Genomic DNA, 25,899 nt, shown 5'->3' with positions numbered 1-25,899 from the left:
CTTGAACAATGATTGGGGCGCCGCCGGTTCAGGCGGCGAGCCGCGTCGCGACCGCGGCCGGGTCCCACCGGCGGCCCGGCACGGCCGCCAGCAGCGCCTGCGTGTAGGGATGGGAGGGATTGTTGAACACGTCGGCGCACACGCCCTCTTCCACGACGCGGCCCGACTTCATGACGGCGATGTGATCGCAGACCTGCGCTGCCACGCGAAGATCGTGCGTGATGAAGACGATGGACAGGCCCAGTTGCTCGCGCAACCGCGCCAGCAGCGCCAGCACCTGCGCCTGCACGGACACGTCCAGCGCCGACACCGGTTCGTCGGCGATCAGCACCTGCGGCCGCATCGCCAGCGCGCGCGCCAGACCGACGCGCTGGCGCTGGCCGCCCGAGAATTCGTGCGGGAAGCGCCGCACGGCGTCGGGCGACAGGCCCACCAGTTCGAAGAGTTCCTGCGCGCGGGCCAATGCCTCGCGGCGCGGCGTGCCGTGCACGATGGGGCCTTGCGCCACAATCTCGCCGACACGCTGGCGTGGGTTCAGCGACCCGTACGGGTCCTGGAACACCATCTGCACGCGCTGCGCATGGGCGCGGCGGGCGCGCGCGCCCTTGAACGACAGGGGTTCGCCGGCCAGCGTGATGTCACCGCCATCGGGCGGCAGCAATCCCAGCAGCGTGCGCGCCAGCGTGGACTTGCCCGATCCGCTTTCACCCACGATACCCAGCGTGCCGCCGCGCCGCAGGGTCAGCGTCACGTCGTCCACCGCATGTGTCACGCGGCCGGGCCGGCCGAACCAGCCGCGTTTGCGGAAGGTCTTGGACAGCCCCTGCGTGGTCAGGATCGCGGGCGCGCTGGCGTCCAGGTCGGCGCGGGCGGGCGCGGGCGCCAGCGGCGGCACCGCGGCAATCAGCGCGCGGGTGTAGGGATGGCGCGGATGCTCCAGCACCTGGTCGGCCGGGCCGCTTTCCACCAGTTCGCCGCGCTGCATGACGGCGACGCGGTCTGCAATCTCGGCCACCACGCCAAAATCGTGCGTGATAAAGAGAACGGCCGTGCCCTTGCGGCGCTGCAGGTCGTGGATCAGATGCAGGATCTGCGCCTGCGTCGTGACGTCCAGCGCGGTCGTCGGTTCGTCGGCAATGAGCAGCGCCGGTTCCAGCGCCAGCGCCATGGCGATCATCGCGCGTTGCCGCTGTCCGCCGGACAGCTCATGCGGATAGGCGCCCAGCGCCTGGACGGGGTCGGGCAGCCGGACGGATTCCAACAGGTCCAGCGTGCGCTGCCGGATCACGGCGCGCGACAGCCGGGTATGCGTGCGGAACACCTCGGCGATCTGGTCGCCGATGGTACGCAGCGGATTGAGCGCGGTCATCGGTTCCTGGAAGATCATGCCGATGCGCTTGCCGCGCAACCGGCGCAGCGCCTCGGGCGCAAGCTTCAGCAAGTCCTGGCCTTCCCACAGCACGCGGCCGGCGCTCGCTTGCACGCCTTGCGGCAGCAGGCCGAGAATGGTGCCGGCGGTCAGCGATTTGCCCGAGCCGCTTTCGCCCACAACGCACACGATCTCGCCCGGGTTGACCGCCAGCGACAGATCGCGGAGCGCATGCGGCCGGTCGGCGCCGGGCGGCAGGTTCACGGTAAGGTTTTCGATGCGGAGCAGTTCGGTCATGATCGTTTCAGCCTGGGATTGAGAGCATCGTTCACCCCCTGCCCGACCAGCGAAATCGCCAGGACGGTGAGCAGGATGGCAATGCCGGGAATGGCGGATACGTACCACTGCACCCGGATCACCCCGCGGCCGCCGCCGATGAGGTTGCCCCAGGACGGCACGTTGGGGTCCGACAGGTTTAGAAAGGCCAGCGCGCTTTCCAGCAGGATGGCGGTGGCCATGATGACGCTGGCGTAGACGATCACGGGCGGCAAGGCGTTGGGCAGGATCTCGCGGAAGATGAGGCGCAGGTCGCCCATGCCCAGCGCCCTGCCCGCCTGCACGAATTCCCGCGTCTTGAGCGACAGGAATTCCGAGCGGGTCAGACGCGCCACGGGCGGCCACGACACCAGGCCGATCGCCAGCACGACCGTGCGCAGGTCCGAACCGAACACGGCCACCAGCACCAACAGCAACAGAAAGTTCGGCAGGATCTGGAAGGCTTCGGTCACGCGCATCAGCAGGTCGTCGGCCAGGCCGCCGTAATAGCCCGCCACGGCGCCCAGCACCACGCCGATCAGCACCGACACGACGGTGGCGGCAAGGCCAATGGCCAACGTGACGCGCGCGCCGTGCAGGATCTGCGCGGCAATGTCTCGCCCAACCTGATCGGTGCCCAGCAGAAAGCGCGCGTTGTCGCCGGGCCATTGAAGCGGCCGGCCCGCCAGGCTGAGCGGATTGCGCGGACACCAGAAGTCGGCGCCCAGCGCGGCCGCGCAGACGGCGGCCAGCAGCACAAGGCCCAGCACGGCGACGGGGCTATGGAAGTATCGGCGTAGCGTTTCCATGGTTCAGCTCCGGACAATGCGGGGGTCGAGCCGCGCATACAGCAGGTCAACGATGAAATTGATGGCGATTACCAGCAGGGCGGACACGAACACGATGCCAAGCAAGGTGTTCAGGTCGCGCTGCACGACCGACTCGTAAGCCAGGCGCCCCAGTCCCGGCAAGGCAAAGACGCTTTCGACGACGACCGACCCGCCCAGCATGGTCCCGGCCTGCAGACCCAGCAGCGTCACCATCGGCAGCAGCGCGTTGCGCAGCATGTGCCGCGCCACCACGGCCGTTTCGCGCAGCCCCTTGGCGCGAGCGGTGCGGATGAAATCGTGCGAGGCGACTTCTAGCATCGACGCGCGCATGATGCGCAGGTAGATGGCCAGGAAGATCAGCGCCAGCGTCGTCGTCGGCAGGATCAGGTGCCACGCGATGTCCAGAATGCGGGTCAGGCCGGTGTAGCCGGACGCAATGGTTTCAAATCCGCCGGCCGGCACCCAGTCCAGCCACACCGCGAACACAAAGATGCCCATCAGGCCGAACCAGAAGGACGGGGTGGCGCAGAACACCAGGCCCAGCGTCGAGATCAGCCCGTCGGCCCAGCCATTGACGCGCCGCGCCGCGATGACGCCCAGCGCCATGCCGCCCGCAAAGGCGAACGACAGCGCCGATCCCATCAGCAGCAGCGTCGCCGGCAAGCGCTCGGCGATCACGGCAGCCACGGGCTTGCCATAGATGGCGGAATAGCCCAGGTCCAGATGCGCCAGACGCCACAGATAGTTGCCCAGGCGCGCGCTGGCCGACTCGTCCAGCTGGTAGTGCGTGCGCATGGCCGCAATGGTGGCGGGGTCAGCGCCGCCGATTTGCGCCACCAGCGCATCCACGGTGTCGCCGGGCGCCAGTTGCAGCAGCAGGAACAGACCCGCCAGGATGATCAGAAGCGCGGGCGCCGCCGCCAGAAGCCGCCGCGCCGCGAGAGTCAGGAACCCCATGCCGTGGTCCTACGCCGACAGCCAGGCGTCGTGCCAGTCGCTGGACGGCCAGCGCGCGTTGTTGTGGCCGTTCTGCAGCTTGCGGCTGGCCACCGAATAGAACTGGCGTTCGGTCGCCATCCAGATGGGCAGTTCGTCGTTGACGGCCTGCACCCACTCCGCATACAGCGCGCGGCGGCGTGCCGCGTCGATTTCAGACGCAGCGTCGTCGATCAGCTTGTCGACCTTGTCCGACTGCCAGCCGTACTGGTTGGTCCACGGCGCGCCCGCCGGGCTGCCCGAGCGGTACCAGACCGTCGTGGACACCGCCGGATCGCCGCGGTACTGGTGCCAGCCTGTGGCGATATCGAAGTTGTGTTCCTTGTAGACCGAGGACAGCGCGCCCGCGATGTCGTACTGCACGATCTCGACCTTGATGCCCACCGCCTCCAGCGACTGCTGGATGAAGGTCGCCAGCAGCGGCACGTCTTCGCCGTTCTGGATGGGCACCAGTTTCAACGTGAAGCGCACGCCGCCGGCGCCCCGCTTGTACCCGGCCTCGTCCAGCAGCGTCTCGGCACGCTTGACGTCGAACGGGTACGGCGGCTTGCTGCCCGCCGGGAAGAACGCCTCGGACGATGACGGAATGGGACCGGTGGCCGGTTTGCCCAGGCCGTAAAGGAAGTTCTCGATGAAGAACTCGATGTCGATGGCGTGGACAATGGCGCGGCGCACGCGCACGTCAGCCAGTTCCTTGCGGCGGAAGTTGAATTCCAGCGTGTTGTTGAAGACGTTGGCCTCCAGCCCCTTGCTGCGCACCTCGAACTGCGGATTCTGCTTCAGGCGGTCCAGATCGGCCAGCGTGAGCTGCGAATAGGCGCTCAGTTGAAGCTGGCCGGTTTCCAGCGCGGCCGTGGCGGCCGACTTGTCCGTAATGATGCGCCAAACCACACGGTCCAGGTAGGGCTCGCCCTTGCGCCAGTAATTGGGATTGCGCTCGGCAATGATGAACTGGCCGCGCTGGTACTGCACGAACTTGAACGGGCCCGTGCCGACCGGCGCGGTGTTCGCCGGGTTCTCCAGCACGTTGGTGCCTTCGTACAGATGGCGCGGCACCACGTAGCCCAGATCCGCCAGCGCGCGCAGCAAGAGGTCCAACGGCATTGGGCGGCTGTAGCGGAAGACCGCCGTGTGCGCGTCGGGCGTGTCGACCGCCTCCAGATAGAGCTGCAGCGCGGTGCCGAAATTCAGGTGCTTCTTCCACAGTTCCAGCGCGTTGTATTGCACGTCGGCAGAGGTGAACGGCTTGCCGTCGTGCCAGGTCACGCCTTCGCGCAGCTTGAACGTGATGGTCTTGCCATTGGGGTCGGCGGTCCAGGCGGTGGCAAGTTGCCCCACCGGCTTGCCGGCCGCATCCAGGTCCACCAGCGATTCGATGATCTTGCTGGTAACGATGTACACGCCCGTCGAAGCCCGCAGCGCCGGATTCAGGATCCGCTGCTCGGACCCAAGGTGCACGTTAAGCACCCCGCCATGCCGCGGCGTGGCGGACTGCGCCAGGAGCGACGTGGGAAATGCCATCGAGGCGGCAAGCGCCCCGGAAGACAACAGGAACTCGCGGCGGGTGGTGCGCATGTCGGACTCTGGTTGTGCCTGGTTGGAAGCTGCGGATCTTAGGCCTGCGCCACCGGGCTTGAGAAATGCTGATTTCTCATTTGCTCATGCGTCCCCTGCCCCGCCTCCCGCAAAAAATGACGTGCTCCCAAACGTTTCGTTACCGCGCGGGCACGCCGCTTGCTCCTTCCGCCGGATCGCATCTGCCGGAGTTTTCATGCCCGCTTCGCATTCCCTCGACACCACGACGCTGACGGTGCTGACGGTCAATACCCATAAGGGCTTTACCAGTTTCAACCGCCGCTTCATGCTGCACGACCTGCGTGAGGCGCTGCGCACCGCATCGCCGGACGTGGTGTTTCTTCAGGAAGTCCTGGGCGAACACCAGACGCATGCCGGGCGCCACGATTCCTGGCCGGCGCAATCGCAATACGAATTTCTGGCCGACACGCTTTGGACGGACTTTGCCTACGGGCAGAACGCCGTCTATCCTGAAGGCCACCATGGCAATGCCATCCTGTCGCGCTACCCGATCGAAAGTCACCACAACCATGACGTAAGCGTGGACGGCCACGAGGGACGCGGTCTGCTGCACTGCGTGCTGCGGCCCCCTGCGCTCGCCTCGCCCGTGCATGCGATCTGCGTGCATCTGGGCCTGCTGGAACGCCATCGCGGCGAGCAACTGCGCCGTCTGTGCAAGCTGGTGTCGCATGACGTGCCGGCCGACGAGCCGCTGCTGATCGCCGGCGACTTCAACGACTGGCGGTTGCGCGCCGACGCCCTGATGCGCGATTGCGGGACATCCGAGGTGTTCACCTCGCGACTGGGCCGGCCCGCGCGGACGTTTCCCGCGCGCTGGCCGCTGCTGCGGCTGGACCGCATCTATGTGCGCAGCGTGCGCGACTGGCAGCCCGTGCCGCTGGCGTCGCGCGTGTGGTCGCGCCTTTCCGATCATGTGCCAATTTGTGCGGAGATTGCGCTATGAACCTGGGCTGGCGCGAAAACAACCGATATACCCTGCTGGAAAACGGCACGGAGTACTTTCCCGCCGTTGTCGAGGCCATCGACGCGGCGGCCAGCGAAGTGCTGGTCGAAACCTTCATCCTGTTCGACGATGCCGTGGGCCAGGAGATCCAGCAGGCTCTCATCCGCGCGGCGCGGCGTGGCGTCAGCGTCGACCTGCTGGTCGACGGCTACGGCTCCGACGAGCTGAGCGAGGCCTTCATCGGCGCCATGACCGAGGCCGGCGTGCGCTTTCACGTCTTCGATCCGCGCCCGCGCTTTCTGGGTGTGCGCACGAACGTGTTCCGGCGCATGCACCGCAAGATCGTGGCCATCGACCGCCAGCGCTCCTTCATTGGCGGCATCAACTTTTCCGCGGACCACCTGCCCGATTACGGCCCGGAAGCGAAACAGGATTACGCCGTTCTCGTCGAGGGCCCGCTGGCGGCCGACCTTGCCGACTACGCGCGCGCCGCGCTGGGCAACGGCAAGCGGCGGCTGCGGCGCCGTCCCGCGCGCATGGATCCCCTGCCCGCCGGCGACGGCGGCGGCCGACTGGTGGTGCGCGACAACGTCAGCCATCGCAGCGACATCGAGCGCTACTACCGCGCGGGCGTGCGGTCGGCGCGCTCGGACGTGCTGATCGCCAACGCGTATTTCTTTCCCGGCTACCACCTGCTGCGCGATCTGGTGAAGGCGGCCCGCCGCGGTGTACGCGTGCGGCTGCTGCTGCAGGGCGAGCCCGACGTGCTGGTCGCCCGGCTGGCCGCGTCGATGCTCTACGACTACCTGATCGACTCGGGCGTCGAGATCCACGAGTACTGCAAGCAGCCGCTGCACGGCAAGGTGGCGTGCGTGGATGACGACTGGTCGACGATCGGCTCCAGCAATCTGGACCCCCTGAGCCTTGCGCTCAACCTGGAGGCCAATGTGGTGGTGCGCGACGCATCGCTGAATGCGGCCCTGCGCAAGAGCCTGGACCGGCTGATCGCAGAGGACTGCCGCCCGGTCGAGATGGCCAAGAACTCGCGGCGCCGGCTGCGCCGCCTGTGGCTGGGCGTGGTGGTATTCCACTTTCTGCGGCGCTTTCCCGCTTGGGCCGGCAGCCTGCCGGCCCACAAGCCGCGTCTGCAATCCATGACGGCGGACACCGGCAGGGAGACGGCATGAAGATCCTGCACTCGTCTCCCATGCGGGCGCTGCGGCGCCGCTGGCCCCGGATCAAGCGTGTCCTGCCCGTGCTCGTGCTGATCGTCGTGGCGGGCCTGCTCTATTACTTCGGCCGGTCCGTGGACTGGCCGCAGGTGTGGGTGGCGATGCGCAAGATTCCGGGCCAGAACATCGCCATCGCGGCCGCGCTGGTGGTGGCCGGCTATCTTGCCTATGGCAGCCTGGACCTGCTCGGCAAAAAGTACACGCGCCATCACTTGCCCGCGCCGAAAGCGCTGGGCGTGGCCATGCTGAGCTACGCGCTGAATCTGAACCTGGGCGTTCTGGTGGGCGGCCTGGGCGCCCGCCTGCGGTTGTACACGCGGCTGGGTTGCCGCAAGTCCGTGGCGACGCGCGTCGCACTATTTGCCGCCGCGTCGAACTGGATCGGGTACGCGTGGCTGGCGGGCATCGTCTTCGCATTGGGCGCGGTGCCGGTGCCGGCGGGTTGGGAAATCGGATCCGGCATGTTGCGCCTGCTGGGCCTAGGGCTGCTGGCGGCGGGCATCGCCTACGTGGTGACGTGCGCACGCGCCCGTCGCCGCAGCGTCACATGGATGGGACACCACATCGCGTTGCCGCACGCCCGCATGGCGGTCGCCCAGTGTGCTGTGGCCGCGCTGTCGTGGTCGCTGATGGGCGCGATCTGCTTTGTGCTGCTGCAGGGCAAGGCAAGCTACCCCGCCGTGCTCGGCATCCTGTTGTGCACGAGCTTCGCGTCTGTGATCACCCGCGTCCCGGGAGGCCTGGGCACGACCGAGGCGATCTTCGTGGCCGCGCTGGGATCGCAGATTCCGCCCACCGAAGTGCTTGGCGCGGCGCTCGCTTACCGCGCCGTGTATGCGCTGGCGCCATTGTGCCTGGCGCTGGTGGCCTATCCCCTGATCGAGCTGAAGCTGGGCATGCGCAAACGCAAGGGAGAGGCCGCTCCCCCCAGCCACGCTCGGCGACTGCTATGAGGCCCGCCATGGATCGATCCCAACCCGACGCATCTGACGCCGTCGCCGCCTACCCCCGGCGCGCTGGCGCCTCCGAACATGAAATCGCCTCGCAGGAGGCGCTGGCCTTGCGGATCGCGGCCTTGCTGGGAAGGCGCTTCGTCCCGGACTTCCGGCCGACCCGGAATCGCGGCGAGCCACCGCCTTACTACGTTCCCGACCGCAGCATCACCAGCCTGGCGCGCGCGGCAAAGCTGGGCATCGCACGCGCGGCCGACCTGTTCGGCGGGGTGACGCCGCACGCCTTTGTGGCCACCAAATCCGTCACCCACGGCGTGGTCGATGCCCAAGCCAGAGCGCCGCAGGGCTGGGTAAGGTCGCTGGCGGGCGATCTGGAGGAGGTCGTGCTGCGCGGGTACACCGCTTTTACGCTTGACGATGCCCACCGCGCGGGCGAGCGGTTGCTTCAGACGGGCGCACTGCGGCTCAAACCCGCCGATGCCAACGCCGGGCGCGGCCAGGTCGTCGTGCGCAACGCACAGGAGCTGCGCGCCGCGCTGAACGGTCAGGACGCCGCCACGATGCGCCGCCTGGGCTTGGTGCTGGAAGAAGACCTGGCGCAGATCGCCACCTACAGCGTGGGCTGGATCCGCGTGGGCAAGCTGGAAGCGTCGTACGTGGGCACGCAGGCCCTCACCCGCGACAACAGCGGCGAGCCGGTGTACGGGGGCTCGACGCTGACCTTCGCGCGCGGCGGTTTCGACGAACTGCGGGCGTTGAACCTGTCGGACGAAGAACGGCAGGCGGTGGACCTGAGCTGCCGCTACGACACGGCCGTATCCACGGCGTATCCTGACTTCTTTGCGTCGCGGCGCAATTACGACGTCGGCATCGGCCAGAATGCCCGGGGCGAGCCCCGCGCGGGCGTGCTGGAACAGTCATGGCGCGCCGGCGGCGCGAGCATCGCGGAGCTGTCCGCATTGCAGGCGTTCATGCTGTCCCCGTCGCTAAAGACGGTGTCCGCCTTTACGCGCGAGCGCTACGGCGCGGACGAACCGGCGCCCACGTCGGAGCAATACGTGTATCGCGGCGAAGATTCCGCCGTCGGTATGATCACCAAATCGGGGGGCATCCTGGAGGACGACAATGGCCGCCTTTAGCGACCCAATCGACATCGCGGTGGCGGACCAGCAGTTGGCCGGCACCTTTCTCACGCCCGAAAGCAAGGTGCCGGGCGTTCTGTTCATTCACGGCTGGGGCGGCGACCAGAAATTCGACCTGGCCCGCGCCAAGGGCATCGCGGCGCTGGGCTGCGTCTGCCTGACGTTCGACCTGCGCGGCCACGCCGCCACGCAAGCCCAGCAGATGCAGGTTTCGCGCGACGACAATTTGCGCGACGTGATGGCGGCCTACGACCGCCTGGCGGCGCATCCGTCGCTGGACAGCGGCTCGGTGGCCGTGGTGGGCAGCAGCTACGGCGGCTATCTGGCCGCCATCCTGAGCGGGCTGCGCCGAGTGCGCTGGCTGGCCCTGCACGTGCCCGCGCTGTACCGCGACGACGAATGGATGCTGCCCAAGAACCAGCTCAACCGAGAGACCCTGCGCGCCTACCGCAACACCCGCATCGAGCCCGAAAGCAACCGCGCGCTGTCGTGCTGCGCCAACTTCACCGGCGACGTGCTGATCGTGGAAGCCGAGCACGACGTCTATATCCCGCATTCCACGATCATGAATTACCGGTCGGCCTTCCGGCGGTCGCATTCGCTGACCCACCGCATCCTGGACGGCGCGGACCACGCCTTGACCGACAAGGCCTCGCAGCAGGCGTACACGTCGATCCTGGTGAACTGGGTGACGGAGATGGTCATGGGCGCACGGGTGGGACGGCCGCGGCCGGTGCCGTAAACGGGACGGCGCCCGCGGCGACGCGGGGTTCAGGGCTTTGGGCTCAACATGTCCGACAGCGCATCGCCCAGTTCCTTGACGGCGCCCGCGACGCCCTCGGCGGCGCCTTCTGCCCCCACCCCGATGGCGTGTCCGAACCCGCGCGCCACCTGCGCCGAAAAGCCGCGCGTGACCGAGAACTTTGGATTGTCCAGGCTGCCGGCCAGCGCGAATTCAAATCGGATAACACCGGTCTTGTCCTTCATGGCCGCCAGCACCGCCTTGCGCGGCAACGAAAACAGGCTGCCGTCGCCGCTGAACTTCAGGTTATGCAACGCGACGGTGCCGGACGCCTTGAGCTCGTGGCGCGCGATGGCCGTCTTCATGTCCAGGTCCATGGATCCGCCGGACAGCGAGCCGGCGCCGTTATCGGCCAGATAAGGCGCCGCATGGCGGATGTCCATGTTGCGCGCCGCCACCGTGATGTCGGCGTCCGTGCCGCCCACCACCAGCTTGCCCTTTGCCCGCACGGTGGCCTCGCCGTTGCGGTTGTCCTCGACCTTGCCGGAGAATTCCATGTCGCTGGTGGTGCCGTCGCCCGGAATCACGACGGGCTGCAGATGCGCCTGCACGTCCGTGAACGGAATGCGATGCGGCGGTTTGGACACCGCGCCGTCCAGATAGTCCAGGCGGCCATCGCGCAGGATCAGCTCGGCCACGCGGATAGGACCGTTGCGCCGCGTCTTGCCATCGCCGTCGCCCGCGCGCAGCGCCGCTTGCAGCGCGGGGGAGATCTGCATGTCGCCATCGGGGCTGCGCACCACGGCGAAATCGAAGCCTTCGACGACGATCCGCTTGAACACGGCCTCGCGGCGCAGGAAGGCGGTCCACTCGGGTTCAAGTTCAACGCGCCGGGCACGCGCGCCGGGCTGACCGGAGGCGCCCGGCACGGTGACGTCGGTCAGCACCACCTGCCGCAGGCCGACCTGCACGTTGCCGACTTGGCTGCGCGGGCCCAGAATGCTGGCGATGCGCTGCTCGGCCACGCGGGTGGCGGCCAGCGCCAGCACCGCGAGCACTGCGCCGATCAACAGCAATATCGCCAGGGCGGTGCCCCAGCGTGACCGGCCACGCGCGTCGGCTGCGTTCGAACTCATTGTGGTTTCCGAAGTTGTATAGGACAGCGGCGCGAAAAGCGCCGCACACCTTGCACCATAGCGAGGCGCGGCGGCCGGCGCAACCAGAGCATCGTCCGGGATGCGCAATCGTTCATCAATGCTCGAAAAGGATGAGGCGGTTTGCGACGGCTGGACCCCTCAACCGGTTCTGAGCCTCATCCCTTCTCGCGCCGCCACGACAGGCGCCAATAACGTTCGGGACGGGATGCCAACGCGCCCGGCGCCGTTCCCGGGGCCTTCCCCGGCGCGGCATCGGGCGGGTCAAGCGCCAGGCTGCCCCGCGCGGCCAATGCGCGCTGCCGGGCGGCGAAAACGTCAACCTCCGTGCCAACGTCCAGCGGCGATGCCAGAATCCGACGGCCCAGCAAATCCGCCAGGCGTTCCTGGACGGCCCCCGGCTCGGCGTCCGCAACCTCTTCGTAAGCGATCCATTCAACGCGCTGGAACAGCGCGCGCAGCGTCAGGCCCGCCTCGGACACGCGCACGTGCGCCGCGCTGTGCAGGCCAAGCGGCAGCAAGACGACCCGTGGCCGCAGGGCGGACAGTGCCGAGGCCAACGCGCCCGTCAGACGTCCCTCCTCGCCGCTTTCCAGGTAGGCGTCGTGCAGCAGATCCATCTGCACGCCTCGCACGCCCAACAGCGATAAGGCACGTTCGTTGCGCGCGCGACGGTCAAGAACGGCCTGGCGCCCGTTTTTGAATCCGCTGCAGCGATCCGCTGCGCTGCCGGCTTCGGGCGCCAGCGGCAAGCCGGAGTACACCGTCAGCACGGTGCTGTCCGGACGCGCCGCGAGCAGGCCCGCACAACTGACGACGGCGTCGTTGAAGCAGGGAGAAACCGCGATCAGTCTGCCTTCGCGAAGCATGCCGTCCTCGCTGTCCGGCTTACCAGTAAGGAGGTTGGTTGTAGTACTGATGGATGCCGCGCGCCCAGGTCTCGTCCGCCATGCTGGGCCAATTGTCCTTGTCGAACCCCTCCGCGTTCTTGAGCACGTCCTTGTCCACATTCAGCACGAAGCACTTGCGGTCGGTATCCAACGTCAGCGCGCTCCACGGAATGGCGTACAGCTTGTCGCCAATGCCAAGGATGCCGCCGCGCGACAGCACGGCATATGCGATGCAACCGCGCGGAACGTCCACCATGATCTCCTGGATGCTGCCGAGGGATTCGCCGGCGGGGTTGTACACGTCGTTGCCTTCCAGCGTGCTGGCCGCCATGATTTCAGGTCCGGGGCCGCTTGGATCGCTCTTCGGACCGCCCACGATCTTGGTTTCGCTTTGCGTATGGCCGGCACCGGTCAATGGTTGGTTCATGGTGTCTCTCCTTTAATGAAACGTCCCGCGTGGCAAAAGGCTCGCCACGCCGCCCGCGTTGCACGCAAGCCGTGTGCCAGGGCCTCCATGCCCTTGACGCCGCGCATCACGTCCGAGCCAACGGCATTTCTTACATCACGTTCCCACAAAAATGCCGGGGCCGGCCCTGCGCGCTGCAGAGCCGGCCCCGGCCGCGGGAGACCCGCCCGGCGGGCGTTATCGCCGCTTGCCGTGATCCGACATCATGCAGATGCCGGCCAGCACGCCCACCAGCACCGCGCCTGCGATGCTCTTCCAGGCGTTTTCATGCACGTAGTCGTCCGTGGCGTGCGACACCTCGCGCGCCCGGTCCCAGGCGGCGCGTTCCCAGCCACGGGCCTGGTCGCGCGCGGCGTCCAGCCGAAGCTTGAGCTTGTCGCGCGCGGATTCGATTTCCGAGCCGCTATAGCTGGCTGTGCTTCGCAGCAGATCCTCGGTGCCCGAAATCAGGTCACGCATCGTGTGCGAAGACGTGTCCGACGTGTGAAACATATCGCGCAGCCTATCTCGCTTGTTCATGTGTTCTCCTTGAAAAACTGCGGGTCGCTCCCCCCGCGGCACGGCGCACGCGGAGCGCGGCCCGCAGACCGCATGCCTTGCATGACCATCACAGATGGTCGATGCCCGGCGTCTGTTGCGGGTCCACGCCCGGCATGGGATTGGGAATGCTGTCCGGCGGCCAATGGCCCTTTTCGTCCTTGCCCTTTTCGGGGACGTCCGGCTTGGGTTGTTCGGCGGGCGATTGGTCGGGCGTTTGCTGACCGCCCTGCCCGGGCTCTTGGGAACTCGTCCCTCCGGTTGTTGCCATGATGGGCCTCCTGAAGTGAGAAGATCGATCGGGCCGGCGCGTCAGCCAGCCCACCACTGTTTGATCGTGGCGCGCAGCGCGGCGCCGCCCGACGCGGCATCTTCCTGGCGCAACGCCTTGAAGTACGCGCCGATCTGCTTGGCGGGAATGTGCGGGGGCAACGGCGGCATCTCGGGATCGGTCACCATCTCCAGCACCACCGGGCGGCCCGCCGCCAACGCGCGGTCCCAGGCCGGACCGACATCGTCGGGGCTGTCGACCCGGATGCCCTCCAGGCCCAGCATCCGGCCATATTCGGCGTACGAGAACTTGGGCAGCCACTGCGAATCCGCAAAACGCGGATCGCCGCCCATCACCCGCTGCTCCCACGTCACCAGGTTCAGGTCGCCGTTGTTCAGCACCATGACCACCAGCGTGGGATTGCGCCAGTCCTTCCAGCGATGGGCGATCGTGATGAGCTCGTTGATGCCCAGCATCTGCATGGCGCCGTCGCCCACCAGCGCGATGACCGGCCTGTCGGGATAAGCCTCCTTGGCCGCAATGGCGTAAGGCACGCCACAACCCATCGTGGCCAGCCCGCCCGACACCGATCCCATCATGCCCGCCTGAATATCGACATTGCGCGCGTACCAGTTCGCGGACGAACCCGAATCGCACGCCAGGATGGTCTGCGGCGGCAGCCGCTTGGACAATTCCAGGAATGGCCGCTGGGGATTGATCGGCTTGGCGTCGACCATGGCGCGCGCATGCACGGTATCGCGCCAGGCCGAGACCTGCTTTTCGATCCGGTCACGCCAGCGGCGCGCCTTCTTGGGCTCCAGCAGCGGAATCAGCGCCTCCAGCGTCAGCCGGCTGTCGCCCACCAATCCGATTTCCACGGGATAGCGCAGGCTGAGCTTGCGCCCGTCGCGGTCGATCTGCACCGCGCGCGCCTGGCCTTCCTGCGGCAGGAACTCCGCATACGGAAACGACGTGCCCACCATCAATAGCGTGTCGCACTCGTTCATCATTTCCCAGCTTGGCTGCGTGCCTAAAAGGCCAATGGCGCCCGTCACGTAGGGCAGGCTGTCCGGCAGCACGGCCTTGCCCAGCAGCGCCTTGGCCACGCCCGCGCCCAGCAGTTCGGCGACCTGGCTGACCTGTTCGCCCGCCTGCAGCGCGCCCGCGCCCACAAGCATCGCCACTTTCTCGCCGCGGTTCAGGATATCCGCCGCGTTGCGCAGCGCGTCCGGGCCCGGCACCGCGGCATGCGATGTAACGCCAATGCCGGTGTGCACCGTGCCGTGCTCGCGCGGCGGCACCGGTACGGCCGGCAGGTCCTGCACATCGTTCGGAAAGATGACGCAGGTGACGCTGCGGCGCTCTAAGGCAATGCGCATCGCGCGGTCCACCATGTGGCGCGCCTGCTCGGCCGTCGTCGCCATCTGCACGTAATCGTGCGCCACGTCCTTGAACAGGCTGATCAGGTCGACCTCCTGCTGGTAATCGCCGCCCAGCGCGCTGCGCGCCTGCTGGCCCACCAGCGCCACCACCGGCTGGTGATCGAGCTTGGCGTCGTACAGGCCATTCAGCAGGTGAATCGCGCCGGGACCCGACGTCGCCAGGCACACCCCAACCTGTCCGGTGAATTTGGCGTGCGCGCAAGCCATGAACGCCGCGCTTTCCTCGTGCCGGGCTTGTATGAACTCCAGCGGTTCCTCGGTGCGGCCGAATGCGCCGATGAGCCCGTTGATGCCGTCGCCCGGGTAACCGTACACCTTGCGCACGCCCCACTGCGACAGCCGCTTCAACACGAAGTCCGACACTGTTTCCATACATTTCTCCCGGCGGTCGTCGTTGAAAGCGACTGCGTTCAGCAACCGCCGTTCCCGGCATGGATGGGATTTTGGGGGGCGTGCGCAGATAAAAATTACAAAGCGCCCATACCGCCGCCCTCGCGAGCCACGCCGTTCCTTCATTTGGATGACGGGTATTTCTGCTGCATTGCGCAATTTTTTTGACGGACTGTCGTTTGGGCACAGCGCTTGCGTAAGGAAGGGCCTCGGGCCTCGGCGGAATCGCAATCGAGTCGCAATTGTCTCGACCGGCCTATCAACTGGAGCAAGCATGCCAAAGACGAGAACCCTGATCGTGGCGGGAGAAGCTTTCCCTCTGGCCAAAACGGGCGGCCTGGGAGATGCCATCACTGGGATGGCCCGCGCGCTGATCGAGGCGCGAATGCCCCTGAGCGTGTTGCTTCCTGCGTATCGGGGCGTAAAGGCCAAATTGAACCGCGTTCGCGAGGTTGCCACGCTGCATGACCTGCCGGGTGGCCCGGCCGTGCTGCTGGAAGGCAAATGCCCGCAATCCGGCATCGACTATCTGATCCTGGAAAACGATGCCCTGTATGACCGCGGCGGTCTCTATGCCGACGAGAATGGCAATGAACATCCCGATAACGGACTGCGCTATGCGGCGCTGGCGCACGCCGCGGTGCGCGTGGCGGCCGGCCTGCCGGGCGTAATGCGCCCCACGCTGGTGCACGCGCACGACTGGCACGCCGGATTGGTGCCGCTGCTGCTGCGCGCCGCGGACCTGCCCGACGTCAAAAGCGTGATGACCATCCACAACCTGGCGTTCCAGGGCCTGTTCCCGATGGCCAACGCCGACGAATTCGGGGTGCCGAATTGGGCCCGCAACGACGATGGCGCGCAGGCCTGGGGCCAGCTCAATTTCCTGAAAGCCGGCATCCGGTTCGCCGATCGCGTCACCACGGTCAGCCATACGTACGCCCGCGAAATCATGACGCCCGCGTTCGGCTGCGGCCTGGACGGGCTGCTGCGTAGCCGCGCGGACGACCTGCTGCCGATTCCGAACGGCATCGACGACGTGCTGTGGAACCCTGCGCGTGACCCTTACCTGCGTAGCCACCGCTATTCCGTCCGTGATCTGACCAACAAGATCCACTGCAAGGCGGCGTTGCAGCGGGAGTTCGGCCTGCGGCCGGATCCGGCCGCGACGGTGATGGGCATGGGCAACCGCCTGACCGAGCAGAAGATGGCGGACGTCGCGGTGCACGCGCTGCCCGAGGCGCTGGACCGCCACCCCAGCTTGCAGATCGCGATCCTTGGCCAGGGCGACCACCGGCTTGAAGCAGCGCTGCAGGACATCGCGCGCCGCTACCCCGGGCGCTGCGGCACCCACATTGGCTACGACGAGGGCATCGCCCATCGCCTGCACGCGGGCTCCGACATATTGCTGCATGCCAGCCGTTTCGAGCCCTTCGGCCTGACGCCGCTGTATGCCATGCGCTACGGCACGCTGCCGATCGGCTCGCGTGTCGGCGGCATGGCCGACACCATCCAGGACCCCGGTCCGCGCGCGCCGCTGTCGGCCATGTCGTCGGCCACCGGCCTGCTCTTTGAAGGCGACACGCCGCACGCCATGAGCGCCGCCATCGAGCGCGCAATCGACCTGCGTGCCCACGGCATTCTGTGGCGGTTGATGCAGCGCAACGCGATGAACACCGACTTCGGCTGGCGCGCTGCAGTCAGCCTGTACGCGAGCCTGTACCGCTCGCTGGTGGAACCCGACTACCGCGATGCGGCGCCCGCCCCTGCCTTGCAGCCAGCCAGCGCCTCCGCCGTCAACCGCCGCCCGCAGCGCACAGGTGGCGCCATGCCGGCCGCCATTTAAGGAGCCATACCGGTGCCCCATTCCACCGTCCCTGCGCCGTCCCGCGCCCCAGTACGCCTGTACCACGCCCGTAACGGCCTGCCGGACGGGGATTCCGCCATCGAGGCCCTGAGCAAACGGCTTGCGCAACGCGGCTTCAATGCCGTGCTGGTGCCTGCCCCCTGGTTGACGGGCCCGCAGCCGGGATCGCTCGCCGCGCAGGATGCGGATACGGCGGTGTGGAACGGCGAGGAAACGCCGATCACCCAGTGGTACACGCAGGCCACGGCGCAGTTGTCGGCGCACGGCCTGGCGCTGTTCGTGGACGTGATTCTGGACCGCAGCGCCCGCAATGCGGTGGCCGCGACTGCCGAGCCGGGCTGGTACCGGTCGCTGCATGAAGAGCCCGCGCGCGACCCGCGGCTGACGCAGGAAGAGCGCGGCGTGCTGCATCTGCCTGAAGGCCCCCTGCCGCCGGGATTTTTGACGGCGTGGACCGAACGCCTCCTGGACTGGGCCCGAAGCGGTGTCAAGGGATTTGTCTTCCAGGCGCCCCACCGCTTGCCCGCTGACGCGTGGCGCGAGCTGGGCGGCGCACTGCGCGCCCAAAACCCCGACGTGCGGCTGCTGGCCTGGACGCCCGGCCTGTCGCCCGCCCACCTGGCGGGCCTGCGGGATGCGGCGTTCGACGCGGCATTCTCGTCGCTGCCGTGGTGGGACTTCAAGTCCTCGTGGCTGGCCGAAGAGGATGCGCGGCTGCGCGCCATCGGCGACGTCATCGCGGCCCCCCCGCAGTCCGGCGCGCAGCGGCCGTCGGAAGACGGCAGGCGCGCCATCTGGAGCGCGGCCGTCACCGGCGATGGCCTGATGCTCACGGATGAGGACGAACGCCGCCTGCCCGACGTGGAAACGGTGAACGCGTGGTTCGCGGGACCGCGGCTGAAGGGACCGCTGTGTCTGCTGGGCGGACGCGATGGCAGTTGCACGGCACTGCTGCGCGACGCCGGCGACGGCGCAAAGCTAGCGCTCGCGATCAACCCCTCGGCCACGCAGGATGCGGCGATGGATTGGGATGCGCTGGCGCCGATGCTGCCGCCGGCGGACCTCGTCCCCTTCACGCCGCCCACGGGGCTGCACGCGCAGGCCAGCAACCTCGCGGGCGGCGAGTGCGCGATGTTGATGTTCCAGCCCACGCAGCCGGTGCGCGACGCCGTGCGGCATCACCGCACCCGTGCCGACGATCTGGCCAGCCAGCGCGTCGCGCTGGAGAACATCAGCCCGGCCGTCGATGGCGGCGACTATCCGATCAAGACCATTCCCCACGCGCGCATCGTCGTGCAGGCGGACATCTTCATGGACGGTCACGATCAACTGGCCGCCGAAGTGCGCTGGCGCGCCAAGGACGAGACCCGCTGGCACACCGTGCCCATGACGCGCGGCCTGAACGACCGCTGGGAGGCCGCCTTCCGGCCCCGCCGCATAGGGGCGCATGAATATGTCGTCGCTGCGTGGTTCGACGCGTGGCACACGTTTTCGCACGACATCGAGGTCAAGCATCAGGCTGGCCGCGACCTGAGCCTGGAGATCCACGAGGGGCTGGCGCTGTTGCGCGATGCCCTCGCTCGGGCCGAATCCGGATCGGGCGCCGGCGCCAATGCCGAACCGGTGCGCGAGGCGCTGGCCGCCTTCGCGGACGCCGATCTGGCCCACCCTGTTCCGCCGACGGCCGAGCAGGTCGCCGTGCTGCTTGATCCCGGGTTGGCGCATGCCATGCACCACCTGGACGACCACCCTTTTGAAGCCGTCACCGCCATCGCCTACCCGGTTTGGGTGGATCGCGTCCAGGCCTGCCATTCAAGCTGGTACGAACTGTTCCCGCGGTCGCAGGCCGCCGAACCGGGGCGCCACGGCACCTTCGACGACGTGATCGCCCGGCTGCCCGACGTGCGCGAGATGGGCTTCGACGTGCTGTACATGCCGCCCATCCACCCGATCGGGCAGCGCAACCGCAAGGGCCGCAACAACAGCCTGCGCGCCGAGCCCGGCGACGTGGGCAGCCCCTACGCCATCGGCGCGCAGAGCGGCGGGCACGACGCGATCGAGCCCGCGCTCGGCACGCTGACGGACTTCCTGAACCTGGTGGACGCCGCCGCGCAGCACGGCATGGAGATCGCGCTGGACTTTGCCATCCAATGCTCGCCCGACCACCCGTGGCTGGCCCAGCATCCGGACTGGTTTTCGTGGCGGCCAGACGGCTCGATGCGCTACGCCGAGAATCCGCCCAAGAAGTATGAGGACATCGTCAACGTGTCCTTCTACGGCGGCCAGAACCGCCGCAGCCGCAAGCTGGGCCTGTGGCGCGCGCTGCGCGACGTGGTGCTGTTCTGGGTAAGCCATGGCGTGCGCATCTTTCGCGTCGACAACCCCCACACCAAACCGCTGCCGTTCTGGCAATGGCTGATCTGCGAGGTCCATGCCAAGCACCCGGATGTCATCTTCTTGTCCGAGGCCTTCACGCGGCCGAAGATGATGTACCGCCTGGCAAAGATCGGCTTCACGCAGTCGTACACCTACTTCACGTGGCGCAACGAGCGGGCCGAACTGGAGGCCTATCTGCAGGAGATCTCGTCGCCGCCCGCCGCGGACTTCTTCCGGCCGCATTTCTTCGTGAACACCCCGGACATCAACCCGTTCTTCCTGCAGACGTCGGGCCGCCCCGGATTCCTAATCCGCTCGGCGCTGGCGGCGCTGGGTTCGGGACTGTGGGGCCTCTATAGCGGTTTCGAGCTTTGCGAAGGCGCGCCGCTGCCGGGCAAGGAAGAGTATCTGGACTCCGAGAAGTACGAACTGCGCCAGCGCGACTGGCACGCGCCTGGCAACATCCGCGCCGAGATCACACGGCTGAACCAAATCCGCCGCGCCAACCCCGCGTTGCAGACGCATCGCGGGCTGACCCTGACCACCAGCAGCAACAACCGCGTGCTGGCGTTCTACAAGTCCACGCCGGGCCACGGCAACGTGGTGCTGGCTGTCATCAGCCTGGATCCGTTCCAGGCGCAGCAAACGCGGGTCGAGGCGCCGTTCTGGCTGTTTGGCGAGGCCGATGCCGGCCAGTTGTCCGCCGAAGACCTGCTGACTGAAACCCGCGAGACCTGGCACGAGAAGCACCGCAATCTGACGCTGACCCCCGACCAACCTTATCGCGTGTGGCGGCTTTCGCTGCATGGATGAAGCCCGCGCCCAACGCCATGATGAGTAAATCCCAAACCATTCAGGACGATCCCCTCTGGTACAAGGACGCCGTCATCTACCAGTTGCATGTCAAATCCTTCTTTGACTCGAACGGCGACGGCGTCGGCGACCTGCCAGGCCTGATTTCCAAGCTGGACTACATCGCCAGCCTGGGCGTCAACACCATCTGGCTGCTGCCCTTCTACCCATCGCCCCGCCGCGACGACGGCTACGACATCGCCGACTACCGCGGCGTGCATTCGGACTACGGCACCATTGCCGACGTACGCAAGCTGATCCGGGCCGCACACGCCCGCGGCCTGCGCATCATCACCGAGCTGGTGGTCAACCACACGTCGGACCAGCACCCCTGGTTTCAGCGGGCTCGCGCGGCCAAGCCCGGCTCGGCGGCGCGCAATTTCTATGTGTGGTCCGACAACGACAAAGCCTACGCCGGCACGCGCATCATTTTCTGCGATACCGAAAAGTCGAACTGGACCTGGGACCCGGTGGCTAACGCTTATTTCTGGCACCGCTTCTACTCGCACCAGCCCGACCTGAACTACGACAATCCGCAGGTGCTCAAGGAAGTCCTGTCCGTCATGCGCTATTGGCTGGACATGGGCGTGGATGGCCTGCGGCTGGACGCCGTGCCCTACCTGGTCGAGCGCGAAGGCACCAACAACGAGAACCTGCCCGAAACACACGACGTGCTCAAGCAGATCCGGGCGGTGATCGAGGCCGAGTACCCGGGCCGCCTGCTGCTGGCCGAAGCGAACCAGTGGCCCGAGGACGCGCAGGAGTATTTCGGCGCGGGCGACGAGTGCCACATGTCCTTCCACTTTCCGCTGATGCCGCGGATGTACATGGCGATCGCGCAGGAAGACCGCTTCCCGATCACCGACATCATCCGTCAGACGCCGGACATTCCGCCCACCTGCCAGTGGGCCATCTTCCTGCGCAACCACGACGAGCTGACGCTTGAAATGGTGACGAGCCGCGAACGCGATTACCTGTGGAACGTCTACGCCGCCGAGCCGCGCGCCCGCATCAACCTGGGCATCCGCCGCCGGCTGGCGCCGCTGCTGGAACGGGACCGCCGCCGCGTCGAGCTGATGAACAGCCTGCTGCTGTCGATGCCGGGCACGCCCGTTCTGTATTACGGCGACGAGCTGGGCATGGGCGACAACGTGCACTTGGGCGACCGGGACGGCGTACGCACGCCGATGCAATGGTCGCCCGACCGCAACGGCGGCTTTTCACGCGCCGACCCGGAGCGTCTGCCGCTGCCGGTGCTGATGGGCCCCCTGTACGGCTATGAGGCCGTCAACGTCGAGGCGCAGCAGCGCGACCCGCATTCGCTGCTGAACTGGACGCGGCGCCTGCTGGCCCAGCGCGGGCAAAGCCATGCCTTCGGGCGCGGCACGCTGCGCTTCATCTTTGCCGGCAACCGCAAGATCCTGGCCTATCTGCGGCATTGGGAAGACACCACGATCCTGTGCGTGGCCAACCTGTCGAACGCAGCGCAGCCCGTCGAGCTGCATATGCAGGAGTTCAATGGCCGGGTGCCGGTTGAAATGCTGGGCGGCACGCCCTTCCCCGCGATCGGCGAACTGCCGTATCTGCTGACGCTGCCGCCCTATGCCTTTTACTGGATGGACCTGAGCCAGGATGCCGCGCCGCCCGGATGGCATGCGACGGCGCCCGAACAGATGCCCGAACTGATCACGCTGGTGCTCAAGGCGCGCGGCGGCGCGGCGTTGACCGACGCCTCGCGTGCCACGCTGGAACGCGAGATCCTGCCGCAGTATCTGGCGCGCCAGCGCTGGTACCCGGGTTCGGAGCCGCCCTCTCGCGCGCGGCTGGCCTACGCCACCCCGTTCGCATCGGCGGACGGCGAATACTACTGGGCCGAGATCGAGCCGGAGGACGGCGTAAAGGGCATCCGGGCGCAGGCGCCCTTCGTGCTGGTCTGGGACGAAACCGCGGTGATCCAGTACGCCATTGCGCGCGTGCGCCGCGGCGCAGAGGTCGGCATCCTGGCCGACGCCTTCCTGCAGCCGGGGTTCGTGCGCAGCACGCTCAAGGCCATGCAGGCCGGCGCCGAACTGGACGGCCGCAGCGGCGGCAAGCCGGGCGATAAGCCGGGCGTCATCCGCTTCCTGCCGGAGTCGGGCCTGAAGGAGATGGACTTCGACGGCGACGTGGACATGCATTGGCTGTCGGGCGAACAGTCCAACAGCTCGGTCATCGTCGGCAACGCGGTGATCCTGAAAATCATCCGCAGTGTGCAGCCCGGCCTGTCTCCGGAATCGGAAATGACGCGCTACCTGACCCGCGCCGGCTACGGCAACATTCCGCCCCTGCTGGGTGAAGTGCAGCGCGTGGACGCCGATGGGGTCGTGCACACGCTGGCGGTGGCGCACGGGTACGTGCCAAATGAGGGCGATGCCTGGAGCTGGACGCTGGACTTCCTGAAGCGCACGCTGGCCAATGCGCTGCTGGTGGGGACGTCGCCGGAGGAATACGAGGAAACGCTGCAAGGCTACGCGGTCATGGCCGCGACCATCGGCGAGCGCCTGGGCCAGATGCACACGGTGCTGGCGGCGCCGACCGATGACGCCGGCTTCCAGTCGCGTCCGGCCAGCGAATCCGACGCCGACGCGAGGGCCGAGCAGGTGCGCGCGCTGCTCGACCGCGCCGAGAAAAACCTGCGGGCCGCACTGGACAAGCTGGAAGAGCCGTCGCGCGCCTGCGCCGAATGGTTCTTCGAGCATCATGCGCGCTTGGCCGAACGGGTGTCCGCCATGGCGAAGGCCGAAGCCGGGTCGCCCTGGCTGCGCATCCACGGCGACTTCCACCTGGGCCAGGTGCTGGTCGCGCAGACCGACGCCTACCTGATCGACTTCGAGGGCGAACCGATCAGCAGCCTGAAGGCGCGGCGCGCGCTGTCGTCCCCCTACAAGGACGTGGCGGGGATGCTGCGCTCGTTTGACTATGCCGCCGCGTCCATCGCCCGCACCGATCTCATCGGCGGCGCGCATCTGGACGCCAACGCGGGCGCGGACGAGGTGCAGGCCCCGACCGTCGCACCCGCCGAACAGCGCGACGCCCTGTTGTCGCGCTTCCGGCAGCAGGCGTGCGACGCCTTCCTGCAGGGTTACCGCGGCGCGCGCGGCGGCGACCTGGCCGGCGGCGCGGACCGGGAGAACACGCTGCTCACCCTGGCGCAGCTTGAAAAGGCCGCGTACGAAGTCAGCTACGAAGCCGCCCACCGTCCAGACTGGATCTCGATTCCGCTGTGCGCCCTGACGGAACTGGCGCGCAGCGTCCTGCTTTCCGCCGCCATCGACGCCGAAGGAAAAACGCCATGAGCGGAGCCCACGCCTCTTTCCCCTCCGCCGATGTGGCGGAGGGTCATATCGATCCGCAGGAACTGACCGCGCTGGCCCATGGGCTTCATGACAATCCGTTCGGCGTACTGGGGCCGCACGACGGATGGCTGCGCGTCTTCGTGCCCGGTGCGTCGGCAGTGGCGGCGCTGGACCCGGACGGCGGCCGGACGTCCCTGACGGAACAGGCGCAGGGCCTGTTCATTGGCCGCGTGCCGTATGCGCAGGCCGGCGACGGGGCCTCGTACCGCCTGGCGATCCAATGGCCGGCGGCCGAGCAGACCACCGCCGATCCCTACGCCTTCGGCGCGCTGCTCGACGACAACACGCTGCAACGGCTGGCTCAAGGCGCCTGGCACGAGGCCGGTGAGGCGCTGGGCGCGCACCTGGTCGAGGTCGACGGTGTGAGCGGCCTGCGCTGCGCGGTCTGGGCGCCCAACGCCCGGCGGGTTGCGGTCGCGGGCGACTTCAACGGCTGGGACGCGCGCCGGCACGGCATGCGGATGCGCCATGCGGCCGGCGTCTGGGAGATCTTCATCCCGGGCGTGCGCCCCGGCGAGCGCTACAAGTTCGCCATCACCGACCGCAACGGCAATCAGTTCATGAAGGCCGATCCGATGGCGCGGCGCAGCGAGATGGCGCCGGCCACGGCCTCGATCGTGGACGATCCCGCGCCCTACACCTGGACCGATGACGACTGGATGCAGGGGCGCGGCGCGCGCCAGTCGCCCGATGCGCCCGTGTCCATCTACGAGGTCCACGCCGGGTCCTGGGCAGGCTGCGATTCGGGAGTCTGCGGCTGGGACCAGATGGCCGACAAGCTGCCCAGCTATGCCCGCGCGATGGGATTCACGCATCTGGAGCTGATGCCGATCATGGAGCATCCGTTCGGCGGCTCGTGGGGCTATCAACCGCTGGGCATGTTCGCGCCCACCGCGCGCTACGGCCCGCCCGAGGCCTTCGCGCGCTTCATCGACCGCTGCCACGCTGCGGGCATCGGCGTCCTCCTGGATTGGGTGCCCGCGCACTTCCCGGACGATGCGCACGGGCTGGCCGCCTTCGACGGCACCTCGCTCTATGAATACGAGGACCCGCGCGAGGGCTACCACCCCGACTGGCACACCATGGTCTACAACCTGGGCCGCAACGAAGTGAAGGCCTTCATGATCGCCAGCGCCATCCACTGGCTGCGGCGCTTTCATATCGACGGGCTGCGCGTGGACGCCGTGGCGTCGATGCTCTACCGCGACTACAGCCGTCAGCCCGGCGAATGGATTCCCAACCGCTATGGCGGCCGCGAGAATCTGGAGGCCGTGCAATTTCTGCAGGAGTTGAACAACACGGTGCGCGCCGAGGTGCCCGACGCGATCATGGTTGCCGAGGAATCGACCGCCTGGCCCGGCGTGACGGCGCCCGTGTCCGAGGGCGGCCTGGGGTTTCACTACAAATGGAACATGGGCTGGATGCACGACACGCTGCGCTATCTGTCGCAGGATCCCATCCATCGCCGCCACCACCACCACGACATCACCTTCGGCATGGTGTACGCCTTCAGCGAGCGCTTCATCCTGCCGCTGTCTCACGACGAAGTGGTGCATGGCAAGGGGTCGCTGCTGGGCAAGATGCCGGGCGACACGCAGACCCGGCTGGCCAATCTGCGCGCGTACTACGGCTTCATGTGGGCGCACCCCGGCAAGAAGCTGCTGTTCATGGGCGGCGAATTGGCCCAGCCCACCGAATGGAACCACGACGCCACGCTGAACTGGAACCTGCTGGACAACGCCGGGCACCTGGGTATTCAGCGCCTGGTGGCCGACCTGAACCGGCTGTACCGCGACACGCCCGCCCTGCACGCGCGGGATGCGGATCCGTCGGGATTCGCGTGGACGATCCTGGACGACCAGGACAACAGCGTCGTCGCCTTCATCCGCACGGACGGTCAGCAGCAGGTGCTGGTGGTGTCGAACTTCACGCCGGTCACCCGGCACGATTACCGCATTGGCGTTCCGCGCGCCGGCCGCTGGGCCGAGCGGCTGAACACCGACGCTTCCCACTACGGCGGGTCCGGCCAGGGCAACCAGGGCGGGGCTCACACCGGCGACATGGCTGCCCATGGGCAGCCGCAGGCCCTGTCGCTCACCCTGCCGCCTCTTTCGACCCTCTTCCTGATGCACGAAGGCTGACTC

19 protein-coding genes are annotated in these 25,899 nt (G+C 67.6%); 9 read left to right on the top strand and 10 right to left on the bottom strand.

Annotation, left to right across the window (positions count from 1 at the left end; all coding sequences use genetic code 11):
* Window positions 1-28: 28 nt before the first annotated feature.
* Genes ASD71_RS06330 through ASD71_RS06315 form a run of 4 tightly spaced genes read right to left on the bottom strand, consistent with a single transcriptional unit; the run spans window position 29 to window position 5,085 of the window.
* Window positions 29-1,666: an ABC transporter ATP-binding protein gene (locus tag ASD71_RS06330; protein WP_056561242.1), complete on the bottom strand. Its 1,638-nt coding sequence runs from the start codon at window positions 1,664-1,666 to the stop codon at window positions 29-31.
* The gene (locus ASD71_RS06325; RefSeq protein WP_056561240.1) at window positions 1,663-2,493 is read right to left on the bottom strand and encodes an ABC transporter permease; all 831 of its coding nucleotides are present in this window, start codon (window positions 2,491-2,493) and stop codon (window positions 1,663-1,665) included. The genes ASD71_RS06330 and ASD71_RS06325 overlap by 4 nt, the downstream gene beginning before the upstream one ends.
* Window positions 2,494-2,496: 3 nt before the next feature.
* On the bottom strand, window positions 2,497-3,471 hold the full coding sequence (locus tag ASD71_RS06320; RefSeq protein ID WP_056561237.1) for an ABC transporter permease: 975 nt from the start codon (window positions 3,469-3,471) through the stop codon (window positions 2,497-2,499).
* A gap of 9 nt (window positions 3,472-3,480) precedes the next feature.
* Entirely contained in the window at window positions 3,481-5,085 is a 1,605-nt protein-coding gene (locus ASD71_RS06315; protein ID WP_056561235.1) for an ABC transporter substrate-binding protein, read from the bottom strand.
* A gap of 196 nt (window positions 5,086-5,281) precedes the next feature.
* Between ASD71_RS06315 and ASD71_RS06310 the strand changes: the two genes are divergently transcribed.
* Genes ASD71_RS06310 through ASD71_RS06290 form a run of 5 tightly spaced genes read left to right on the top strand, consistent with a single transcriptional unit; the run spans window position 5,282 to window position 10,118 of the window.
* Entirely contained in the window at window positions 5,282-6,049 is a 768-nt protein-coding gene (locus tag ASD71_RS06310; RefSeq protein ID WP_056561233.1) for an endonuclease/exonuclease/phosphatase family protein, read from the top strand.
* The gene (gene clsB, locus ASD71_RS06305; protein ID WP_056561231.1) at window positions 6,046-7,236 is read left to right on the top strand and encodes a cardiolipin synthase ClsB; all 1,191 of its coding nucleotides are present in this window, start codon (window positions 6,046-6,048) and stop codon (window positions 7,234-7,236) included. The genes ASD71_RS06310 and clsB overlap by 4 nt, the downstream gene beginning before the upstream one ends.
* Window positions 7,233-8,234, top strand: coding sequence for a lysylphosphatidylglycerol synthase domain-containing protein (locus tag ASD71_RS06300; protein WP_056561229.1), 1,002 nt, complete (start codon window positions 7,233-7,235; stop codon window positions 8,232-8,234). Before clsB ends, ASD71_RS06300 begins: the two co-directional genes overlap by 4 nt.
* 8 nt (window positions 8,235-8,242) lie before the next feature.
* The gene (locus tag ASD71_RS06295; RefSeq protein ID WP_056561227.1) at window positions 8,243-9,373 is read left to right on the top strand and encodes a DUF3182 family protein; all 1,131 of its coding nucleotides are present in this window, start codon (window positions 8,243-8,245) and stop codon (window positions 9,371-9,373) included.
* On the top strand, window positions 9,360-10,118 hold the full coding sequence (locus ASD71_RS06290; RefSeq protein WP_056561225.1) for a S9 family peptidase: 759 nt from the start codon (window positions 9,360-9,362) through the stop codon (window positions 10,116-10,118). The genes ASD71_RS06295 and ASD71_RS06290 overlap by 14 nt, the downstream gene beginning before the upstream one ends.
* Window positions 10,119-10,147: 29 nt before the next feature.
* Here ASD71_RS06290 and ASD71_RS06285 read toward each other — a convergent pair whose 3' ends face one another.
* The 6 genes from ASD71_RS06285 to ASD71_RS06260 all read right to left on the bottom strand — a co-directional run bounded on the left by ASD71_RS06285 (window position 10,148) and on the right by ASD71_RS06260 (window position 15,250).
* Entirely contained in the window at window positions 10,148-11,254 is a 1,107-nt protein-coding gene (locus ASD71_RS06285) for a DUF748 domain-containing protein (protein WP_056561223.1), read from the bottom strand.
* A gap of 176 nt (window positions 11,255-11,430) precedes the next feature.
* A complete protein-coding gene (locus ASD71_RS06280) occupies window positions 11,431-12,141 on the bottom strand; it encodes a hypothetical protein (protein WP_056561221.1) in 711 nt (236 codons plus the stop codon).
* 19 nt (window positions 12,142-12,160) lie between these two features.
* Entirely contained in the window at window positions 12,161-12,589 is a 429-nt protein-coding gene (locus tag ASD71_RS06275; RefSeq protein WP_056561219.1) for a PRC-barrel domain-containing protein, read from the bottom strand.
* A 216-nt stretch (window positions 12,590-12,805) separates the two neighbouring features.
* Window positions 12,806-13,147, bottom strand: coding sequence for a YqjD family protein (locus ASD71_RS06270; RefSeq protein ID WP_056561217.1), 342 nt, complete (start codon window positions 13,145-13,147; stop codon window positions 12,806-12,808).
* A gap of 88 nt (window positions 13,148-13,235) precedes the next feature.
* Window positions 13,236-13,436 carry a hypothetical protein gene (locus ASD71_RS06265; protein ID WP_056561215.1) on the bottom strand — a complete coding sequence of 67 codons (201 nt, stop codon included), beginning with the start codon at window positions 13,434-13,436 and terminating at the stop codon, window positions 13,236-13,238.
* A 41-nt stretch (window positions 13,437-13,477) separates the two neighbouring features.
* Window positions 13,478-15,250, bottom strand: coding sequence for a thiamine pyrophosphate-requiring protein (locus ASD71_RS06260; protein WP_056561213.1), 1,773 nt, complete (start codon window positions 15,248-15,250; stop codon window positions 13,478-13,480).
* Between the two features lie 292 nt (window positions 15,251-15,542).
* Here ASD71_RS06260 and glgA point away from each other — a divergent pair, with 292 nt between their 5' ends.
* The 4 genes from glgA to glgB are packed head-to-tail and all read left to right on the top strand — an operon-like array spanning window position 15,543 to window position 25,896.
* Window positions 15,543-17,111 carry a glycogen synthase GlgA gene (glgA, locus tag ASD71_RS06255; protein ID WP_056561211.1) on the top strand — a complete coding sequence of 523 codons (1,569 nt, stop codon included), beginning with the start codon at window positions 15,543-15,545 and terminating at the stop codon, window positions 17,109-17,111.
* A gap of 6 nt (window positions 17,112-17,117) precedes the next feature.
* A complete protein-coding gene (locus ASD71_RS06250) occupies window positions 17,118-20,321 on the top strand; it encodes an alpha-1,4-glucan--maltose-1-phosphate maltosyltransferase (protein WP_369818959.1) in 3,204 nt (1,067 codons plus the stop codon).
* The gene (gene treS, locus ASD71_RS06245; RefSeq protein WP_369818940.1) at window positions 20,318-23,695 is read left to right on the top strand and encodes a maltose alpha-D-glucosyltransferase; all 3,378 of its coding nucleotides are present in this window, start codon (window positions 20,318-20,320) and stop codon (window positions 23,693-23,695) included. Before ASD71_RS06250 ends, treS begins: the two co-directional genes overlap by 4 nt.
* Window positions 23,692-25,896, top strand: a complete 2,205-nt coding sequence (glgB, locus tag ASD71_RS06240) for a 1,4-alpha-glucan branching protein GlgB (protein WP_056561207.1) — start codon at window positions 23,692-23,694, stop codon at window positions 25,894-25,896. Before treS ends, glgB begins: the two co-directional genes overlap by 4 nt.
* The last annotated feature ends 3 nt before the right edge of the window (window positions 25,897-25,899 follow it).

The sequence above is a fragment of the Achromobacter sp. Root565 genome (assembly GCF_001427425.1).
Taxonomy (GTDB): Bacteria; Pseudomonadota; Gammaproteobacteria; order Burkholderiales; family Burkholderiaceae_B; genus Achromobacter; species Achromobacter spanius_D.
Note: the sequence above shows the minus strand (reverse complement) of the source record. Positions and strands in the feature narration are given on the sequence as shown.

Bases quoted from the DNA above. Each gene is read 5' to 3' on its own strand.
- ASD71_RS06330 (WP_056561242.1), bottom strand. From the start codon at position 1,666: ATGACCGAACTGCTCCGCATCGAAAACCTTACCGTGAACCTGCCGCCC.
- ASD71_RS06325 (WP_056561240.1), bottom strand. From the start codon at position 2,493: ATGGAAACGCTACGCCGATACTTCCATAGCCCCGTCGCCGTGCTGGGC.
- ASD71_RS06320 (WP_056561237.1), bottom strand. From the start codon at position 3,471: ATGGGGTTCCTGACTCTCGCGGCGCGGCGGCTTCTGGCGGCGGCGCCC.
- ASD71_RS06315 (WP_056561235.1), bottom strand. From the start codon at position 5,085: ATGCGCACCACCCGCCGCGAGTTCCTGTTGTCTTCCGGGGCGCTTGCC.
- ASD71_RS06310 (WP_056561233.1), top strand. From the start codon at position 5,282: ATGCCCGCTTCGCATTCCCTCGACACCACGACGCTGACGGTGCTGACG.
- clsB (WP_056561231.1), top strand. From the start codon at position 6,046: ATGAACCTGGGCTGGCGCGAAAACAACCGATATACCCTGCTGGAAAAC.
- ASD71_RS06300 (WP_056561229.1), top strand. From the start codon at position 7,233: ATGAAGATCCTGCACTCGTCTCCCATGCGGGCGCTGCGGCGCCGCTGG.
- ASD71_RS06295 (WP_056561227.1), top strand. From the start codon at position 8,243: ATGGATCGATCCCAACCCGACGCATCTGACGCCGTCGCCGCCTACCCC.
- ASD71_RS06290 (WP_056561225.1), top strand. From the start codon at position 9,360: ATGGCCGCCTTTAGCGACCCAATCGACATCGCGGTGGCGGACCAGCAG.
- ASD71_RS06285 (WP_056561223.1), bottom strand. From the start codon at position 11,254: ATGAGTTCGAACGCAGCCGACGCGCGTGGCCGGTCACGCTGGGGCACC.
- ASD71_RS06280 (WP_056561221.1), bottom strand. From the start codon at position 12,141: ATGCTTCGCGAAGGCAGACTGATCGCGGTTTCTCCCTGCTTCAACGAC.
- ASD71_RS06275 (WP_056561219.1), bottom strand. From the start codon at position 12,589: ATGAACCAACCATTGACCGGTGCCGGCCATACGCAAAGCGAAACCAAG.
- ASD71_RS06270 (WP_056561217.1), bottom strand. From the start codon at position 13,147: ATGAACAAGCGAGATAGGCTGCGCGATATGTTTCACACGTCGGACACG.
- ASD71_RS06265 (WP_056561215.1), bottom strand. From the start codon at position 13,436: ATGGCAACAACCGGAGGGACGAGTTCCCAAGAGCCCGGGCAGGGCGGT.
- ASD71_RS06260 (WP_056561213.1), bottom strand. From the start codon at position 15,250: ATGGAAACAGTGTCGGACTTCGTGTTGAAGCGGCTGTCGCAGTGGGGC.
- glgA (WP_056561211.1), top strand. From the start codon at position 15,543: ATGCCAAAGACGAGAACCCTGATCGTGGCGGGAGAAGCTTTCCCTCTG.
- treS (WP_369818940.1), top strand. From the start codon at position 20,318: ATGAAGCCCGCGCCCAACGCCATGATGAGTAAATCCCAAACCATTCAG.
- glgB (WP_056561207.1), top strand. From the start codon at position 23,692: ATGAGCGGAGCCCACGCCTCTTTCCCCTCCGCCGATGTGGCGGAGGGT.